Raw genomic sequence first — 16,228 nt, 5'->3', positions numbered from 1 at the left:
TAAGGATTTCATGCAATTAGTGAATCAAAGTGAAAGAACTTCGATTCATCCGAGCGAACAGGCGCGTCGAGACAAGGCTTCACAGTGGCTGACGCTGTTAGCACGGGCCGACAGGACACCCGCATCAGGGAAAGGGGTGAACAGAAATGGCCAAGCGCAAGGAATCCCCTTACGGCGGCATGGATAACCGCCGAATCCACCACCACGGCCGACGGCCGGGACTGCACACGCAAGGCATACCGGCACACGGAACCGACAACCCCACCCCCATGCATAATCCGTGTATAGGTATGCGAGATCCAGGGGGGTGGGTATGCGGCGTATATGCAGGCCCGGACGACCCCCGCCCCTGTGAACCGTTTCTCTCCCTATTCGTCAGACTGACGCGAACGAGCTAAAAGTGCAGTTCAGAGGCGTGATCAACCTTGCTCGACAGGGCAGGGGGGTCCGACCGCCCGGCAGGGGTCCAGCAGGCTGCATATTTGCCGCATATTCATGCGATGCTGCATATTCACTGCATACTGGAGGTGCCGTTATGCGATGCGCCGAGTGCCGGAATCCCTTCTCTGGGCGAAAGGGCCAGAAATACTGCCGTGAGCCGGAATGCGTGCGGGCCCGCCGCGCCCGGATCTACCGCGAGTGGTACGCGAATGCTCGCGCCAATGGAATGCCGCCCCGGAAAACTGGAGTCGTTCCGTGTGTAGGCTGCGGAAAGCCCTGCATGGGCGGAAAGGGGAGCCTTCCGGAAGGGCAGAGGCGTTGCAGGGGCTGCCGGGGCCGAAAGGATGCTTAGGGGTATGTCGAAATCCCCATAGCTTTGAGGAATTCGCCAGAGTTTTCCCCGGGCTGGATGCCCAATCCGAGCTGGCCGAGGATGTAGAGAGCCCACTCCCTGTGCATCCTCTTCGGCCCAGCTTCGGTCGGCCACTCCTTTTCCTCAATGTAGTTGCTCACCGGGCGCTCATCGGCGATCTTATGAACCATCCGGCACAGCTCAGCGAACTGTTCCACTGTGATGGTCGGTCGATTCTCGGTCATGGGTCCATGATGCGTCCTGAATTACCCATCGGCACGCCGAGAGTGGCTTACAAAGCCGCCAGGGCTGCATCTATGCGGTCGCGTGCCGCTGCCCCGTAAACAGCGACCTGTGCCAGTTCCGCGAAGGCCCGTAGATAGGTGTGCACTTCGCCCGGGGCGGTGATGTTCACCTCCGCCGTGAGTGTTTCCACGGCTACCTGGGCGTCATCGAACGCGTAGAAGGCTTCCAGCGGCCAGACCGTACGCCTCGCCCCGAACGGGATGATCCCGAGGGACACGTTCGGGCGGCTCATGACCTCTTGCAGGTACCGGAGCTGGGCGGCCAGCTCGGGCCCGTCGCATACCTGGTAGTAGAGAACGGCCTCTTCGAGCAGCAGCCCGAACCGGTGGTTTCCCTCGTGGACGACGCGGGACCGGTTGAGGCGTGCCTGTACGGCGTCGGCTACGTCGTCAGGGGTGCCCTGGAAGGCCGTGATGGACCGCAGAAGTCCTGTCGCGTAGTCGGCGGTCTGGAGCATCCCCGGCACCACGTTGGAGGCGTACACGCGGAAGTGGGCCGTTCGCTCGTACAGCGGGACGGTCTTCTCGTGGACCCTCCGCATCCCGTCCCGGTGGATCTGCCGCCAGTGGACGTACATGGACTCGGCGGTACGGGACGCGGCGATCAGGTCGGCCGCCAGTTCCTCGGCCCCGCAGGCCCGGCACCAGGACCGAATGTCGGCGTCCGAGGGGGCCGTCTTGGCCCGCGCGATGCGGGAGGCTTTCGACTTGTGCCAGCCACACCGGAGGGCCAGTTCATGCCCGGTAAGCCCGGCGTCCCGCCGCATCTCGTCCAGACGGGCAGCTATGGCCGCACGGGCAGCCTGGGCAGTGGAGAGCGGAGACGTGGGCATGAACTGACTTCTCAGATGGCGTACTTATCGTGCGGCGTGGCCAGATCCCAGACGGCCTCGAAGGCGTCGGAGCACAGGCCGGCTGTCGCCTGATCTTCGGTCTGGTCGGTGTGGACCCAGCGTCCGTCACCGTCGAACACGTTGAACTGAACGATCTTCCCGTCGAACAGCCAGAAGTCGTTCCCGGGCAGCGCGAGACCGGACGCCAACCGGCGGGGAAGCCAACGGATCTCCTCACCCGCTGCGATGTTGGTGAAGGTGAAAGAGTGCTCGTAGCGGATGTACTCGCTGGGCGGCTCGCTCACGATGCGGGCCCGGCGCACCCGCACCCCCTTGGCGGTGACTTCCCGTACGAGGTCGAGCCAGGGCCGCCACCACGACTCGCGGTCGTCCGGGTCGAGCCGATGGCCCTGCCGCCATGCCGCGAAGCCCTCGTCCTCGTTGTCGACGGCGTACACGTCGCGCATCTCCAGATGGACGGCGGACCGCTCAGCCGACCGGATCAAGTCGGCAAAGCTACTCAGGCTTTGCGCCATCAAGTGCCTCCCTCAGCAGCGGAATCATGCGCTGCGGCAGCCGTACAACGCTCTCGTGAGCCGGAAGCGGACTGTCGTGGACGGTCCGGGCAGTCGTGTCGGCGTCGGCCGTCACGCCCTGAATGATGAGATCCTGCGTTTCCTCGTCCACCCACACGGCCGGGCAGCCGTGATCTCCGGACTCCGGGTCTTTCCCGACGAACCGTAGACGCATAGCCCCTCCTCAAGTCGAGCCGGGTTGCAGTTGGTTGCACGCAGCCTCACGCCGTCCAGGCTGGGGCGTCAAGGCTGCTCAGGGCCGACGTGCAACCGCGTGCAACTTCGTAGACCCGTGCCTTTTGCGCTCTCTACCGTCGGGGGCGGTTGCCCACATCTCCCGGGGAGCAGAACGCGATGCCGACACACAAGACCACGCAGGAACCGCCCATCGACCTCCCCGTGGGCTTCAACGCCTGGCTGCTGGACTGCGCCCCCGTGCCGGGCTGCGGGACATGTCAGACCCAATGGCAGAGCCTCAAGGCCGCCGAGGGGGCCGGGGACATCGGTCAGGCCGCCAAGCACGCCACGCAGATCCGCGATCACTCCGGGGGGCACCGCTGATGCCGATGGACATGCAGACCTACCGGGACGGGCGCAAGGCGGCCACGGACGCGGCGGAGGCCATCCGGGCCGCCCTGGCCGGGCTGGGCCTGCCGGAACGCGTGTGGGGCAGCGTACGGCCGATGGTGACGCACAGCGGGAAGCCGTACGTGCACCTCGGCATGGTGCGCGCCGACGCCGCCGAGCGGATCGCTGAGGCCATCCGAGCCGGCGCTCCCTGCGAGCCGTAACTCGCCTGCTGTGCCTCCCGGTTGTCAGTGCGCGGTGCGACAATCATTCGCATGCCCGATGCGCTGCACTCACTGGCCGACATGCTGGCCAACTCCGACGGTATGTCAGCTGACGAGGTTCATCGTCTTCGCTGCGAGAAGGTGCTTGGCACCACTGCGGTCCTTCTTCATCAGGATGGGGACGCCAAGGCCGTCGAACTGGCCGTCATGCTCGCTGAACTTGTGACGCTGGACTTGGAGTACAGCGAAACGGACTGGAACGTGGACTACTACGAGGCTCACCTGGAAGTGGAGCCTCACCTCGTACCGCAGTTCACGCAGGAAAACCTCGACCGGATCGAGGGAGCTATGCGAGCTGCGACGCGCAAGGATGCGTTTGAGATCAAGGATCTCAACGTGCGCCCGATCCTTCCGAGCGTGGGCCTCGACTGGAGACAGCAGCTCAAGGCGGCCAACGGTCCACGTCCCACGAATCAGGCGCGACGTGTGCGTGTAGAGCCACAGCATCCTGTAGAGGACGGGCTCCACTTCACGAATAAGTGGGAGCACAACGTGTACCAAGTCCTGAAGGAGCATCAGGCGCGACTCCCGGAGCACGAAACCATCGGGATCATGCCCCTTGCGGCGGTGCGAGTGCCCCGGCACACCTTCGAACCCGACTTCCTGATCACCTACAAGGGCCGCGCGGGGGTGATCGAAGTGGACGGCCCCCACCACGAGGGCCCCAAGCGAGCCTCCAACGATCACAGCCGAACTGATCTGCTGATCAACGCCGGGGTCGAGTGGGTAGCTCGTCTGGACGTGCGCGACACGACGCAGAAGGCTGAGGTGGAGAGGTTCGTCAGCAACTTCCTGGCACGCCTCACCCGGCGCTAGCCGTTCGCTCGCGTGCTTCCTGGGCGTCGATGACGCGCCGCATGAGGGCGTCCGCCCAGGTGCGCCGCTTGCTTCCTTCGGGGGCCTGCCACTTCATGGAGGGCAGGATGTCGGCCAGGGCGGCCAGGTCGTCTTGATCCATTTTGGCAATGGATGCGGAGAGGTCGAGCGCCATTTTGATCACCCTCTTGGTTGGGCTTTGCCTCTCGACGCTACGCCTCCATACCCCCTCTGACCAGGGGTTTTGGCGCAAACCTCGCGGGTAGCTTGCGCCGCCGCAAGGGCTGTCCGGGCTTGCGTGACCGGGAAGGGATCGGGACCGTCAGATGTGTGGCGGTACTGAGGTTTGACCGGCCGACGTGACCAGTAGTAGAAGGTAGTGCAGGGCACAGCGCTCGACGCTGGCCAGTGTTTTCGCAGGTGGGCACACCGCTCAGTGGCTCATACTTCGCGACTACCTCGACTAGGCCTCGGCCGCACGTCGACGAGGGCCCGGCCTCCTTCTGGAGGCCGGGCCCTCGTCGTGTGCGCGGAGTGCGTGCGCCCGACTACTGGATCACTCTGGGTGTTCCACGACCCTCCCAGTGTGAGGAGCGCGCATGCGCCGTCCCTACGCCCCGACGCTGGCCCTTGCGGCCGCCACAGCGGTCATATCACTGACGACCCCCGCTCTGGCATCCTCCGACAGCGTTGTCATAGGAAGCCGTCCGGTCAAGATCTCCGACAGTCCGTGGACGGTCGCGCTGTCCAGCCGTGACCGGTTCGGGGGTACGCGCGCGGGGCAGTTCTGCGGAGGAGTGGTCGTCGGTCCGACCACGGTCCTGACCGCGGCCCACTGCCTCGGCGAGGACGTGCTGGGGGAGCCGTCGCGCGACGGGAGCGATCTGAAGGTCATCGCGGGGCGCGGGGACCTGATGGCCCGCGACGGCAAGGAGGTCTCCGTACGCGACATCTGGGTCAACCCGCACTACGACAGTGAGACGAACGCCGGGGACTTCGGCGTACTGACCCTCGCCGAGCCGCTGCCGGCCGCCTCCGTGATCCGTATGGCCCCCGCGGGAGACCCGGCGTACCAGCCGGGGACCGTCGCCACGGTCTACGGCTGGGGTGACCTGACGGGCGGCGGCGACTACGCGAGCAGCCTGCGGGCCGCGGACGTACACGTGCTTTCCGACAAGGCCTGCGAGCGGGCCTATCCCGGCGACGACTCCGGCACCTACGACGCCGCGTCCATGGTCTGCGCCGGAGAGCCCACAGGAGGCCGTGACGCCTGCCAGGGGGACAGCGGCGGGCCGCTGGTCGCCCAGGGCCGCCTCATCGGCCTGGTGTCCTGGGGGAGCGGCTGTGGGCGCGCGGAGAGCCCTGGTGTCTACACGCGGGTCTCGGAGGCGGTCCACGCTCTGGAGAAGAGCCGCTGAGGGCTCTCGCCCCGATGCGATACGAGTGTGGGCGGTCACACCCTGTGTCCAGGGTGTGACCGCCCACTCACCGGCCTGTCGCCGGTACCCGCTCGTCGTTGATGCGAAGGGTCAGCGATCTTCGTCGTTGACGCTCTCGGGAACGGACGTGAGCCGCTCCGTCTCGTCCTGTATCTCAGCGGCGATCTTCTTGAGTTCCGGCTCGAACTTGCGACCGTGGTGGGCGCAGAAGAGCAGTTCTCCGCCGCTCAGGAGGACGACGCGCAGATATGCCTGGGCGCCGCAACGGTCGCAGCGGTCAGCGGCCGTCAGCGGGCTCGCGGGGGTCAGAACAGTAGTCACGTCGCCTCTTCTCTAGCTCGACGAGCTGTCGTACCAGGGTCAACATCCAACCAGGCCGAAAACGTTCCCGCTCGCGGCTTTTCCTCGAAATTTTCTTTCGGGGCGGCTGTCTGCTGCCGGGTGGCGGCGAATGAGCCGTATTGCGTGTCTTTGTGTCTGTACGGGTTCGCGCTGTCTGTCAGGTGTCGGTCCTCCCGGCTGGATTGCCGGTTGTTCATGAGGACGTGCCCGGAGCCTAAATGGTTCATGCCTCGAAGGGAACGTGATATGTACTTCACTCCTTCGAGGGATCGAACACTCATACGATCCTGGACTAGGGTGAGTTCGTGCGAGGGTGGTGCTACAACGGCTCTACCAGGCCTCGGTACCCTCTGAGCGGCGACCGAAGCCGGGCCCTTACCCAAAAGGGTCTCCCATGAAATTCAGCGAGGAGCGAACCGCGTGACCGCCGATACGTCCGTGCCGTCCACAGCGCTGCTGACCGGAGCAGACCGGGACGGTTCCAACTACACCGCGCGGCACCTGCTCGTCCTTGAGGGGCTCGAGGCAGTGCGGAAGCGCCCGGGCATGTATATCGGGTCGACCGACAGCCGTGGCCTGATGCACTGCCTCTGGGAGATCATCGACAACTCCGTGGACGAGGCCCTCGGGGGCTTCTGCGACCACATCGAGGTCATCCTGCACGACGACGCCTCCGTCGAGGTGCGGGACAACGGCCGCGGCATCCCCGTCGACGTGGAGCCCAAGACCGGCCTCTCCGGCGTCGAGGTCGTCATGACCAAGCTGCACGCCGGCGGCAAGTTCGGCGGCGGCTCGTACGCGGCCTCCGGCGGTCTGCACGGCGTGGGCGCCTCCGTGGTGAACGCGCTCTCCGCCCGCCTTGACGTCGAGGTCGACCGCAACGGCCAGACCCACGCCGTCAGCTTCCGCCGCGGCACCCCGGGAGCCTTCAAGGCCGACGGCCCCGACGCCGCCTTCGACGCCAGCGGCGGGCTGCGCAAGCTCAAGCGGATCCCGAAGACCCGCACCGGCACCCGCGTGCGCTACTGGGCCGACCGCCAGATCTTCCTCAAGGACGCCCGGCTCTCCCTGGAGCACCTCCACCAGCGTGCCCGCCAGACCGCCTTCCTGGTGCCGGGCCTGACCATCGTCGTCCGCGACGAATTCGGGCTCGGCGAAGGCGGCAGCAAGGGTGAGGAATCCTTCCGCTTCGACGGCGGGATCAGCGAGTTCTGCGAGTTCCTGGCCACCGACAAGCCGGTCTGCGACGTCCTCCGCTTCACCGGGCAGGGGACCTTCAAGGAGACCGTCCCGGTCCTGGACGAGCACGGCCAGATGACACCGACCGAGGTCACCCGTGAGCTGGGCGTCGACGTCGCCATGCGCTGGGGCACCGGATACGACACGACCCTGAAGTCGTTCGTGAACATCATCGCCACGCCCAAGGGCGGCACCCACGTCGCCGGCTACGAACAGGCCGTCGCCAAGACGATGAACGAGGTCCTGCGGACCAAGAAGATGCTCCGGGTCGCCGAGGACGACATCGTCAAGGACGACGCGCTGGAGGGCCTCACGGCCGTCGTCACCGTGCGTCTCGCCGAGCCGCAGTTCGAGGGGCAGACGAAGGAGGTCCTCGGGACCTCGGCCGCCCGCCGCATCGTGACGAACGTGGTGACCAAGGAACTCAAGGCGTTCCTGACCTCCACCAAGCGGGACGAGGCCGCGCAGGCGCGGGTCGTCATGGAGAAGGCCGTCGCCGCCGCGCGCACGAGGATCGCCGCCCGGCAGCACAAGGACGCGCAGCGCCGGAAGACGGCTCTGGAGTCCTCCTCGCTGCCCGCCAAGCTCGCCGACTGCCGCAGCGACGACGTCGAGCGCAGCGAACTGTTCATCGTCGAGGGAGACTCCGCGCTGGGTACGGCGAAGCTGGCCCGGAACTCCGAGTTCCAGGCGCTGCTGCCGATCCGGGGCAAGATCCTCAACGTTCAGAAGGCGTCCGTGACGGACATGCTGAAGAACGCCGAGTGCGGAGCGATCATCCAGGTCATAGGGGCCGGCTCCGGGCGGACCTTCGACATCGACGCCGCGCGCTACGGGAAGATCATTCTCCTCGTCGACGCCGATGTCGACGGCGCGCACATCCGGATCCTGCTGCTGACGCTGTTCCAGCGCTACATGCGGCCCATGGTCGAGGCGGGCCGGGTGTTCGCCGCGGTCCCGCCGCTGCACCGGATCGAGCTCAGTCAGCCCAAGAAGGGGCAGGACAAGTACGTGTACACGTACTCGGACCGTGAGCTGCGTGAGACGGTGCTGGAGCTGCAGCGCAAGGGCGTGCGCTACAAGGACTCGATCCAGCGGTACAAGGGTCTCGGTGAGATGGACGCCGATCAGCTCGCCGAGACGACGATGGACCCGCGGTTCCGGACGCTGCGCCGGATCAACATCTCCGACCTGGAAGCGTCCGAGCAGGTGTTCGACCTGCTGATGGGGAACGACGTGGCACCGCGCAAGGAGTTCATCTCCAGCTCGGCCGCGACGCTGGACCGGTCACGCATCGACGCGTAGCCCTCCGGGGTGCCACCGGGGTGCGGTGCCGCCCCGGTGGGTGGGTCGAGGCCGTGCCGGTGCATCAGCCCGTCGCTGTCGGGCGGAGAAGTGACCGTTAGTGGCGACGGCCATCGATGTACCGGCACGTCCCCTCGCGTGCGTCGCCGGGTGCGGATGCGTCGTGGTGGCCCGCCCTTCTGGACGACTGCGGGTCCGCGGTCGTGAATGTCAGCCCTGGCCGGGGAAAGTTTCAGCCCCTCCGGCGTTTGAGGAGCGGGGTCTGGGGCGGAGCCCCAGGTACGGGTTGGGTAGGGGCGGAGGGGGCGAATCAAGTCCTTCGGGCGCCGCGCCTGGGCTGGGTGTGCGGGATGGGTCCACCCGTGGGTGGAGAGGCGGGGGGACGGAGGATCCACCCGGGGTCCACCCCGGCGCCGATCTGCCGAGAGCGCGATGTCCGTAGCGTCGATGGGGTCGGCAGCGCTCGCTGCGGACACCCGTCTCTCGCACACGGAGGCCCCGCATGCCCGGGCTCATGAACACCGTGGTGATCCTCGCCGTCGCCGCAGTCGTGATCACCCGCCAGTTCACCGCACAGCGCATCGCCTCCGACCGCCGCTGGTGGCTCGTGCCCGCCGTCCTAGCCGTCCTGGCTCTGCGCGAGCCCGGCGTGATCGACCCGCACCACCAGATCGAGGCGTCCCTCCTCCTGGGCGCGGAAATGGTGACGGCGGTGGCCATAGGAGCCGGATGGGCGTGGACGACCCGCATATGGGCGGAGCCGGACGGCGCCGTGTGGAGCAGGACCACCAAGGCCGGAGCGGCGGTCTGGGCCGCAGGCATCTGTCTGCGCCTGGGCCTGTTCGGCATAGGCGCCTTGCTCGGTGTCCACCAGAACTCCTCGGCCCTGATGCTCGGCCTGGCGGCCACCCTGCTGGTCCGCTCCGGGCTCCTGAACCGTCGGGCGCAGTCCCTGCGACCGACGGTGACGAGGCAGAGCCCGACGTACGGTGACGGTGTCGGCCGCGTCCTGCGGAAGGAGCGCCTGTGACGGACAACGCCTGGATGCGCTGGCCCTCTCGAGAAGCACTCTCGCGCGAGGGCGTGCACAAAGCCCGCCGCACGCTCGCCCGGGTCACCCGCGTCATCGTCCTGGCCCTGCTCATCGCGACGACACTCACGAACCCGGACCTCGACGGCTGGGCTCTTGCCGGGGGCATCACCGGGATCGTCCTGTGCGGGATCCTCGCCTGGGGACTCTGGCGGACGACATTGGAGCATCGGCTGCTGCCGTCCCTGGTGCTGCTCGCGCTGCTCCTCGCGGTCGCGGCCGCGGGGCACCACGCGGGCTTCCGGGTCCCGGCGCTCGTCCTGCTGTGCGGGTGCGCCGTCTCCGCCATCGAAAGGCTGCCCCTCGCGGCGGCCCTGCCGGTCACGGCGGTGGCGCTGGGCGCCTACGCGGCGTTCGACGACGACGCCTGGCTGACCACCGCGGCCACCGCCGTGGGCCTGGCGCTCGCGGGATACGTGCTGCGCCTCGATGCGGAGGCACGGGCGGGCGCGCAGCGACTGCTGGCCCAGGAGCGCGCTGCTCGCGCGGCCGAGGCGGAGTCGGCGGCCCTCGCGGAGCGAGCGCGGATAGCCAGAGAGATCCATGACGTCCTGGCCCACAGCCTGTCGGCACAGCTCGTGCATCTGGAGGCGGCCCGACTGCTCATCGAGAGAGGAGCGGACCGGGAGGCCGTCCTCGAACGGGTGGTGGCGGCACGGGGGATGGCCCGCGAGGGGCTTGCGGAGACCCGGCAGGCACTCTCCGCGCTCCGGGGCGAGATGACTCCGCTGGAGGACTTCCTCGGCGAACTGGTGGCCACCGCCGACCGCGCCGGTGTGACGGTGACCGGTGAGCGCCGGTCGCTGCCGGCGGAGGCCTCCCAGGCGGTGCGCCGCGTCGCGCAGGAGGCGCTGACGAACGTACGCAAACACGCTCCGGGGGCCGCGGTGCAGATCCTGCTGGACTACGGCGAGGGCGAAGTGACGCTGGATGTACGGGATTCGGGTGGAAAACCGGGCGAACTCGGCGGTTCGGGAGCCGGGTACGGTCTGCTGGGCATGCGGGAGCGGGCGGAACTGCTCGGCGGATCGCTGGATGCCGGACCGGACGAGGAGGGGTTCGTGGTGACGTTGAAGGTGCCGGCATGACCGAGCGGGAGGAGCGCAGGGGACCGGCGCGGGTCGTGGTCGCGGACGACCAGACGGTCGTGCGCGAGGGCATCGTGATGCTGCTGGGGCTGCTGCCCGGGATCGAGGTCGTCGGAGCGGCCGGTGACGGCGCCGAGGCGGTGAAGTTGGTGGCCGAACTCGCCCCGGACGTCGTGCTGATGGATCTGCGGATGCCCCGCTGTGACGGGGTCGAAGCGACCCGGCGTATCCGTGCCGAGCACCCCGGCACCCAGGTCGTCGTGCTCACGACGTTCGCGGACGACGAGTCGCTGTTCCCCGCGCTGCGTGCCGGCGCCCGCGGCTATCTGACCAAGGACGCGGGAGGCGACGAGATCGTGCGGGCCGTGGAGAGCGTGCTCTCCGGGGACGCGGGGCTCTCGCCGAGCGTCCAGCGACGGCTGCTGGAGCGGCTGTCGGCCCCGGAACCGGAGCCCGCACCGCCCCCGGAGGCCCCGGACGGGCTCACCTCCCGCGAGGCGGAGGTTCTCGTGCTGATCGCCGAGGGCTTCAGCAATCATGAGATCGCTCGCAAGCTCCATGTGTCCACGGCCACGGTGAAGACCCACATCAACAATCTCTTCGCGAAGGCGGGTCTCAAAGACCGTGCACAAGCGGTCCGTTATGCCTATGGGAAAGGTCTCGTACGGCCGCCCGCGGGTTGAAGTCACCTGATGGGGTGAAGAGCGCGAAGACAGGAGTCGGGGAGTCCTCCGATCTGCACATCCTTGGGCACGCGGCAGAAACGGGTCGCGGACAAGGAGAGTTCGGTGGACAAGCACGACGGCGGCGACACGGGGGAGGTCCGGTTCGACGACCCCTGGTACGACGCGCTCGCTTCCGGCTGGGGCGAGCTGGACGGCACGGGTGCGCTCGCTCCCACCGTGCCGGCCGCCCGCTCGGAGCACGAAGGCGGCACGAGCGAGGCCGCCCTCGTCTACCTGGAGGTGCAGCGCAGCGCCGCCTTCCAGGAGGTACGCGGCCGGTACCGCCGGTTCGTGATTCCGGCCGTCGCCGTCTTCTTCCCCTGGTATGTGGGTTATGTGGTGGCCGCGACCACCGCGCCGGGGTTCATGGCCCGTCCTGTCGCCGGTGCGGTGAACGTGGCCCTGCTCGCGGGACTCGGACAGTTCCTCACGACGTTCCTGCTCGCCTGGGCGTACGCACGCCATGCGCGGCTGCGCCGGGACCGGGCCGCGCTCGAACTGCGCTGGGACACCCAGGAGATGACGCGGAACGCCAGGGGTGGTGAGCGGTGAGCGGCCACCATCAGACCCTGGCGCTTCTGCTGTTCAGCGCGTTCGTCGCGGTGACGCTGGCCATCACGACGTGGGTGAGCCGCAACCGGCACGGTTCGGCGGAGGAGTTCTACGCGGGCGGGCGGTTGTTCTCGCCGATGGAGAATGGTTTTGCCCTCTCCGGCGACTACATGTCGGCGGCTTCCTTCCTCGGTGTCACGGGACTTATCTCCTTGTACGGCTACGACGGTCTGCTGTACGTCGTGGGCTTCCTGGTGGCCTGGCTGGTCGTTCTCTTCCTCGTCGCCGAACTGGTGCGCAACTGCGGACGGTTCACGCTCGCCGACGTCGTCGCGGCCCGGATGGACGAGCGGCCGGTGCGGATCGCCGCCGGGACGTCCTCGGTGGTGGTGTCCGTGCTGTACCTGGTGGCGCAGATGGTCGGCGCGGGCAGCCTCGTCTCGCTGCTGCTGGGAGGCACGAGCGAGGCGGCGCGCAACTGGACGGTGATCGGTGTCGGCGCGCTCATGGTGATCTACGTGTCGATGGGAGGGATGCGGGCGACCACCTGGATCCAGATCGTCAAGGCGGTTCTGCTCATCGGCGGGGCCATCGCGCTCACCGTGCTGGTCCTGATCCGGTTCCACGGCGACATCAACGAACTGCTGCGTGCCGCCGCGGGGCGCAGTGGCCACGGCAAGGACTTTCTCGCACCCGGGCTCAAGTACGGCGCCGACTGGACGGCACGCTTCGACTTCATGAGCCTCGGACTCGCGCTCGTGCTCGGTACCGCCGGGTTGCCGCACATCCTGTCGCGCTTCTACACCGTGCCGACCGCGCGAGCCGCCCGGCGATCCGTGCTGTGGTCGATCGGGCTCATCGGCGGCTTCTACCTGATGACGATCGTGCTGGGCTTCGGCGCGGCCGCCGTCGTCGGTCCCGAGGCGGTACGCGGATCGAACGCCGCGGGGAACACCGCCGTTCCGCTGCTGGCCCTGGATCTGGGCGGCGGGGTCAACTCCACAGGAGGGACGGTCCTGTTCGCGATCGTCGCCGCCATCGCCTTCGCCACCATTCTCGCGGTCGTCGCCGGAGTCACCCTGGCGTCCTCCGCGGCCGTGGCCCACGACCTGTACGGCTCGTTGCGGCGCCGCCGCGCGAAGCCACGCGGCGAGGTCACGGTGGCGCGCGCCGCGTCGGTCGGCATCGGCGTGATCGCCATCGGCCTCAGTCTGCTCGCCCGCGACCTCAACGTAGCCTTCCTGGTCGGGCTCGCCTTCGCCGTGGCCGCCTCGGCGAACCTGCCGGTGCTGCTCTACTCCCTGTTCTGGCGGTCCTTCACGACGCGCGGAGCCGTGTGGGCCGTGTACGGCGGCCTGGTGCCGGCGATCGTGCTCGTGCTGCTGTCGCCCGTGGTGTCGGGCAGTCCCGAATCGCTCTTCCCGGGTGTGGACTTCCAGTACTTCCCGCTGCAGAACCCGGGCCTCGTGTCGATTCCGCTGGGCTTCGTCGCCGGCTGGCTCGGCAGCGTCATCTCGGCCGAGCCGCCCGACGAGGCCAAGCACGCGGAGATCGAGGTCCGCGCGCTCACGGGCGCCGGGGCCGTCTGACGGGGTCACGAGCGTCGCGCACGACCGGCCCTGAGGGGGCACGACTCCGGCGATCCGTGGTCGGGAGAGTGCCGGCTCAGGGCGCCACCCACGCGTAGCGGTGTTCCGGGCGCCCCGTGTCGCCGTACTTGAGGGAGAGGCGCAACCGTCCCGCTTGTTCCAGATGCCGCAGATAGCGCTGGGCGGTGGATCGGCTCAGGCCGGTCTCGGAAGCCACCTCATGGGCCGACAACGGCTGGCTCGCCTGGTGCAGCACATCGCAGATCAGGTCCGTGGTCGGCTCCGAGTGACCGCTGGGCAGCCCGGGAGAGGACGGCGCGGGGGCCGTGCGCAGGGCCCCGAAGATCCGGTCGACCTGCTCCTGGCCCGTCACATCGCGGCCGCCCACCCGTTCGACGGTACGGCGCAGCGCGGCGTACGAGTCGAGGCGGGTGCGCAAGGCCGTGAACGTGAACGGTTTGATCAGGTAGTGCAGGGCACCCAGACGCATCGCCGCCCGTACGGTGGCCACGTCGGCGGCCGCGGTGATCATGATGACGTCGGTGCCTTGACCGTTCTCCCGCATCCGGTGGACGAGTTCGAGCCCCGTCCGGTCCGGCAGGTAGTGGTCGAGCAGCACCAGATCGACGGGAGTGCGCTCGATCGCCGCCAGAGCCTGGGCGGCACTGTGCGCGCGGGCGGTCACCCGGAATCCGGGAACCTTGCTCACGTACCTCGCGTTGATCTCGGCGACGCGGAAGTCGTCGTCCACGACCAGGACGTCAATCATCGGGCCTCTTTCTCTCAAGGCCTGGGCGTATGTTGCGCCCGTGTTTCGGCTCCGCTGTTGTAGCGCGAGCAAAATGAGCACAACAGACCCTTGCGAGCAGAAGAACGCCTTGCGCCCACAAGACTGATGCCGTGGCCCGCATCACATCTACGGTCCCGGCCATGAGCACAGACACCAGCCCCGCCATCGAGCTGCGGGGCGCGAGCAAGATCTTCAAGACCCCGTCGGGGGGTTTGCACACAGCCGTCAGGGAGCTTGACCTGACCGTAGGCCGCGGTGAGTTCGTGGCCGTCGTCGGCCCGACCGGCTGCGGGAAGTCCACCACGCTGACTCTGGTCAGCGGTCTTGAGGAGCCCACCGAGGGCGAGGTCCTGGTCGCCGGGGAGCCCGTCGCCGGCGTCGGAGACAAGGTCGGCTTCGTCTTCCAGCAGGACGCCACCTTCCCCTGGCGCACGGTGCTGTCCAACGTGATGGCGGGGCCCCGGTTCCGTGGTGTGCCCAAGGCCGAGGCGAAGGAACGGGCCCGGGAATGGCTCGCCCGGGTCGGGCTCGCCGCCTTCGAGGACCGGTACCCGCACCAGCTCTCCGGTGGGCAGCGCAAGCGTGTCGCTCTCGCCGCCACCTTCGTCAACGACCCCGAGATCCTGCTGATGGACGAGCCCTTCTCGGCGCTCGACGTGCAGACCAGGGCGCTGATGTCCGACGAACTGCTCGAACTGTGGGAAGGCACGGGCGCCTCGGTCGTCTTCGTCACCCACGACCTGGAGGAGTCCATCGCCCTCGCCGACAGGGTCGTCGTGATGACCGCCGGCCCCGCCACCGTGAAGCAGGTCTTCGACATCGATCTGCCGCGGCCGCGCAAGGTCGAATCGGTGCGCCTCGAGCCGCGGTTCATCGAGATCTACCGCGAGATCTGGGAGTCCCTCGGCGAAGAGGTCCGCATCACCCGCGAAAGGGGTGCCGCTCATGTCGCCTGAGGTTCTCAGCGCTCCGGTCGTCGACACGGCCAAGACGCCGGGCCGCGCGCACTCCCGTGCCCGTGCCGCCCGCAGACGCAAGATCGTGGTCGCCGCCGCCCGGGTACTGCTCCTGGTCGCCGTGCTCGGACTGTGGGAGGTGCTCTCGCGGGCCAAGGTCATCGACCCGTTCAACTTCTCGATGCCTTCGAAGATCTGGGAGCAGATCCAGACCTGGGTGATGCACGGGACCGCGCTCGGTTCACTCGGCGAGCAGATCTGGTACACGCTTCACGAGGCGCTGCTCGGCTGGATCATCGGTGTGGTCGCCGGCGTGCTCTTCGGAATCGCGCTGGGGCGCATCACCTTGCTCGCGGACATCCTTGGTCCATACATCAAGGTCCTCAACTCCATACCGAGGATCGTCCTCGCACCGATCTTCGTGATCTGGTTCGGGCTCGGACCGGCGTCCAAGGTCGCCTCGGCCGTGGTGCTCGTCTTCTTCCCGGTGTTCTTCAACGCCTTCCAGGGCGCCCGGGAGGTCGACCGGAACCTGGTGGCCAACGCCCGGATCCTCGGCGCGAGCGACCGCAGGGTGACGCTGCAGGTCGTCATCCCGTCCGCCACCTCGTGGATTTTCACGAGCCTCCATGTCAGTTTCGGGTTCGCGCTCATCGGCGCGATCGTCGGCGAGTACATCGGGGCCACCAAGGGCATCGGCCTGCTCGTCGCGCAGTCGCAGGGCACCTTCAACGCGGCGGGGGTGTACGCGGCGATGGTCATCCTCGCCGTCGTCGCCCTGCTCGCCGAGGGACTGCTGACGTTCGGCGAACGCCGCATCTTCCGCTGGAAGCCGTCGGACTCCGACCGCTGACCCCGCGCGCCCGCAAGCAACGCAGGCCCTCTCTCTGACCCACGTACGAGCCGCCCGTACGCACCATCTCGCCCGTACGCACCATCC

19 protein-coding genes are annotated in these 16,228 nt (G+C 68.0%); 12 read left to right on the top strand and 7 right to left on the bottom strand.

From position 1 onward, the window contains the following. Window positions 1–789 precede the first annotated feature (789 nt). The 4 genes from ACFYYF_RS20035 to ACFYYF_RS20020 are packed head-to-tail and all read right to left on the bottom strand — an operon-like array spanning window position 790 to window position 2,681. Window positions 790–1,038: a hypothetical protein gene (locus ACFYYF_RS20035; RefSeq protein WP_381436252.1), complete on the bottom strand. Its 249-nt coding sequence runs from the start codon at window positions 1,036–1,038 to the stop codon at window positions 790–792. Window positions 1,039–1,085: 47 nt separating this feature from the next. Next, on the bottom strand, window positions 1,086–1,931 hold the full coding sequence (locus tag ACFYYF_RS20030) for a helix-turn-helix domain-containing protein (protein WP_381436257.1): 846 nt from the start codon (window positions 1,929–1,931) through the stop codon (window positions 1,086–1,088). A gap of 11 nt (window positions 1,932–1,942) precedes the next feature. Continuing rightward, window positions 1,943–2,467 carry a DUF6879 family protein gene (locus ACFYYF_RS20025; RefSeq protein WP_359721422.1) on the bottom strand — a complete coding sequence of 175 codons (525 nt, stop codon included), beginning with the start codon at window positions 2,465–2,467 and terminating at the stop codon, window positions 1,943–1,945. Then, complete coding sequence (locus ACFYYF_RS20020) at window positions 2,448–2,681, bottom strand: hypothetical protein (protein ID WP_388777425.1); 234 nt, start codon at window positions 2,679–2,681, stop codon at window positions 2,448–2,450. The genes ACFYYF_RS20025 and ACFYYF_RS20020 overlap by 20 nt, the downstream gene beginning before the upstream one ends. Window positions 2,682–2,860: 179 nt before the next feature. Here ACFYYF_RS20020 and ACFYYF_RS20015 point away from each other — a divergent pair, with 179 nt between their 5' ends. Genes ACFYYF_RS20015 through ACFYYF_RS20005 form a run of 3 tightly spaced genes read left to right on the top strand, consistent with a single transcriptional unit; the run spans window position 2,861 to window position 4,173 of the window. Beyond that, the gene (locus tag ACFYYF_RS20015) at window positions 2,861–3,067 is read left to right on the top strand and encodes a hypothetical protein (RefSeq protein WP_388777423.1); all 207 of its coding nucleotides are present in this window, start codon (window positions 2,861–2,863) and stop codon (window positions 3,065–3,067) included. Between the two features lie 5 nt (window positions 3,068–3,072). Continuing rightward, window positions 3,073–3,297, top strand: a complete 225-nt coding sequence (locus ACFYYF_RS20010) for a hypothetical protein (RefSeq protein WP_388777421.1) — start codon at window positions 3,073–3,075, stop codon at window positions 3,295–3,297. Between the two features lie 51 nt (window positions 3,298–3,348). Further along, the gene (locus tag ACFYYF_RS20005) at window positions 3,349–4,173 is read left to right on the top strand and encodes a hypothetical protein (protein ID WP_381436271.1); all 825 of its coding nucleotides are present in this window, start codon (window positions 3,349–3,351) and stop codon (window positions 4,171–4,173) included. On the opposite strand, the gene ACFYYF_RS20000 is transcribed toward ACFYYF_RS20005, so the two are convergent. Beyond that, window positions 4,160–4,315: a hypothetical protein gene (locus tag ACFYYF_RS20000; protein ID WP_388777419.1), complete on the bottom strand. Its 156-nt coding sequence runs from the start codon at window positions 4,313–4,315 to the stop codon at window positions 4,160–4,162. The two genes, ACFYYF_RS20005 and ACFYYF_RS20000, sit on opposite strands and share 14 nt — an antisense overlap. Window positions 4,316–4,772: 457 nt before the next feature. Between ACFYYF_RS20000 and ACFYYF_RS19995 the strand changes: the two genes are divergently transcribed. Next, entirely contained in the window at window positions 4,773–5,591 is an 819-nt protein-coding gene (locus ACFYYF_RS19995; RefSeq protein ID WP_388777418.1) for a S1 family peptidase, read from the top strand. Window positions 5,592–5,702: 111 nt separating this feature from the next. Here the strand turns inward: ACFYYF_RS19995 and ACFYYF_RS19990 are convergent, their stop codons facing one another. After that, window positions 5,703–5,933, bottom strand: a complete 231-nt coding sequence (locus ACFYYF_RS19990) for a hypothetical protein (protein WP_103549626.1) — start codon at window positions 5,931–5,933, stop codon at window positions 5,703–5,705. A 441-nt stretch (window positions 5,934–6,374) separates the two neighbouring features. On the opposite strand from ACFYYF_RS19990, the gene ACFYYF_RS19985 reads away from it, so the two are divergent. The 6 genes from ACFYYF_RS19985 to ACFYYF_RS19960 all read left to right on the top strand — a co-directional run bounded on the left by ACFYYF_RS19985 (window position 6,375) and on the right by ACFYYF_RS19960 (window position 13,542). Further along, on the top strand, window positions 6,375–8,498 hold the full coding sequence (locus ACFYYF_RS19985) for a DNA topoisomerase IV subunit B (RefSeq protein WP_365489248.1): 2,124 nt from the start codon (window positions 6,375–6,377) through the stop codon (window positions 8,496–8,498). Between the two features lie 502 nt (window positions 8,499–9,000). Further along, window positions 9,001–9,528, top strand: coding sequence for a DUF1453 domain-containing protein (locus tag ACFYYF_RS19980; RefSeq protein ID WP_388777416.1), 528 nt, complete (start codon window positions 9,001–9,003; stop codon window positions 9,526–9,528). Beyond that, a complete protein-coding gene (locus tag ACFYYF_RS19975) occupies window positions 9,525–10,676 on the top strand; it encodes a sensor histidine kinase (protein ID WP_388777414.1) in 1,152 nt (383 codons plus the stop codon). The genes ACFYYF_RS19980 and ACFYYF_RS19975 overlap by 4 nt, the downstream gene beginning before the upstream one ends. Continuing rightward, complete coding sequence (locus tag ACFYYF_RS19970) at window positions 10,673–11,359, top strand: response regulator (protein ID WP_388777411.1); 687 nt, start codon at window positions 10,673–10,675, stop codon at window positions 11,357–11,359. Before ACFYYF_RS19975 ends, ACFYYF_RS19970 begins: the two co-directional genes overlap by 4 nt. Before the next feature lie 105 nt (window positions 11,360–11,464). Beyond that, window positions 11,465–11,953: a DUF485 domain-containing protein gene (locus ACFYYF_RS19965; protein WP_388777410.1), complete on the top strand. Its 489-nt coding sequence runs from the start codon at window positions 11,465–11,467 to the stop codon at window positions 11,951–11,953. Then, on the top strand, window positions 11,950–13,542 hold the full coding sequence (locus tag ACFYYF_RS19960) for a cation acetate symporter (RefSeq protein ID WP_388777408.1): 1,593 nt from the start codon (window positions 11,950–11,952) through the stop codon (window positions 13,540–13,542). Before ACFYYF_RS19965 ends, ACFYYF_RS19960 begins: the two co-directional genes overlap by 4 nt. Before the next feature lie 76 nt (window positions 13,543–13,618). On the opposite strand, the gene ACFYYF_RS19955 is transcribed toward ACFYYF_RS19960, so the two are convergent. After that, on the bottom strand, window positions 13,619–14,311 hold the full coding sequence (locus ACFYYF_RS19955; RefSeq protein ID WP_388777405.1) for a response regulator: 693 nt from the start codon (window positions 14,309–14,311) through the stop codon (window positions 13,619–13,621). A 161-nt stretch (window positions 14,312–14,472) separates the two neighbouring features. Here ACFYYF_RS19955 and ACFYYF_RS19950 point away from each other — a divergent pair, with 161 nt between their 5' ends. Together ACFYYF_RS19950 and ACFYYF_RS19945 are read left to right on the top strand one after the other, a co-directional pair. Further along, a complete protein-coding gene (locus ACFYYF_RS19950; RefSeq protein ID WP_361693081.1) occupies window positions 14,473–15,288 on the top strand; it encodes an ABC transporter ATP-binding protein in 816 nt (271 codons plus the stop codon). Then, window positions 15,278–16,141, top strand: coding sequence for an ABC transporter permease (locus ACFYYF_RS19945; protein WP_361693083.1), 864 nt, complete (start codon window positions 15,278–15,280; stop codon window positions 16,139–16,141). Before ACFYYF_RS19950 ends, ACFYYF_RS19945 begins: the two co-directional genes overlap by 11 nt. The last annotated feature ends 87 nt before the right edge of the window (window positions 16,142–16,228 follow it).

This window comes from Streptomyces sp. NPDC001914 (assembly GCF_042891215.1).
In the GTDB taxonomy this organism is placed as follows: domain Bacteria; phylum Actinomycetota; class Actinomycetes; order Streptomycetales; family Streptomycetaceae; genus Streptomyces.
The sequence above is the reverse complement of the archived record's forward strand: the minus strand, read 5'-3'. Positions and strand labels throughout refer to the sequence as shown.

Coding starts and splice junctions, on each gene's coding strand:
- ACFYYF_RS19980 (WP_388777416.1), top strand. CDS start 9,001: ATGCCCGGGCTCATGAACACCGTGGTGATCCTCGCCGTCGCCGCAGTC.
- ACFYYF_RS19950 (WP_361693081.1), top strand. CDS start 14,473: ATGAGCACAGACACCAGCCCCGCCATCGAGCTGCGGGGCGCGAGCAAG.
- ACFYYF_RS19995 (WP_388777418.1), top strand. CDS start 4,773: ATGCGCCGTCCCTACGCCCCGACGCTGGCCCTTGCGGCCGCCACAGCG.
- ACFYYF_RS20020 (WP_388777425.1), bottom strand. CDS start 2,681: ATGCGTCTACGGTTCGTCGGGAAAGACCCGGAGTCCGGAGATCACGGC.
- ACFYYF_RS20025 (WP_359721422.1), bottom strand. CDS start 2,467: ATGGCGCAAAGCCTGAGTAGCTTTGCCGACTTGATCCGGTCGGCTGAG.
- ACFYYF_RS19955 (WP_388777405.1), bottom strand. CDS start 14,311: ATGATTGACGTCCTGGTCGTGGACGACGACTTCCGCGTCGCCGAGATC.
- ACFYYF_RS20035 (WP_381436252.1), bottom strand. CDS start 1,038: ATGACCGAGAATCGACCGACCATCACAGTGGAACAGTTCGCTGAGCTG.
- ACFYYF_RS20015 (WP_388777423.1), top strand. CDS start 2,861: ATGCCGACACACAAGACCACGCAGGAACCGCCCATCGACCTCCCCGTG.
- ACFYYF_RS20005 (WP_381436271.1), top strand. CDS start 3,349: ATGCCCGATGCGCTGCACTCACTGGCCGACATGCTGGCCAACTCCGAC.
- ACFYYF_RS19970 (WP_388777411.1), top strand. CDS start 10,673: ATGACCGAGCGGGAGGAGCGCAGGGGACCGGCGCGGGTCGTGGTCGCG.
- ACFYYF_RS20010 (WP_388777421.1), top strand. CDS start 3,073: ATGGACATGCAGACCTACCGGGACGGGCGCAAGGCGGCCACGGACGCG.
- ACFYYF_RS20030 (WP_381436257.1), bottom strand. CDS start 1,931: ATGCCCACGTCTCCGCTCTCCACTGCCCAGGCTGCCCGTGCGGCCATA.
- ACFYYF_RS19945 (WP_361693083.1), top strand. CDS start 15,278: ATGTCGCCTGAGGTTCTCAGCGCTCCGGTCGTCGACACGGCCAAGACG.
- ACFYYF_RS20000 (WP_388777419.1), bottom strand. CDS start 4,315: ATGGATCAAGACGACCTGGCCGCCCTGGCCGACATCCTGCCCTCCATG.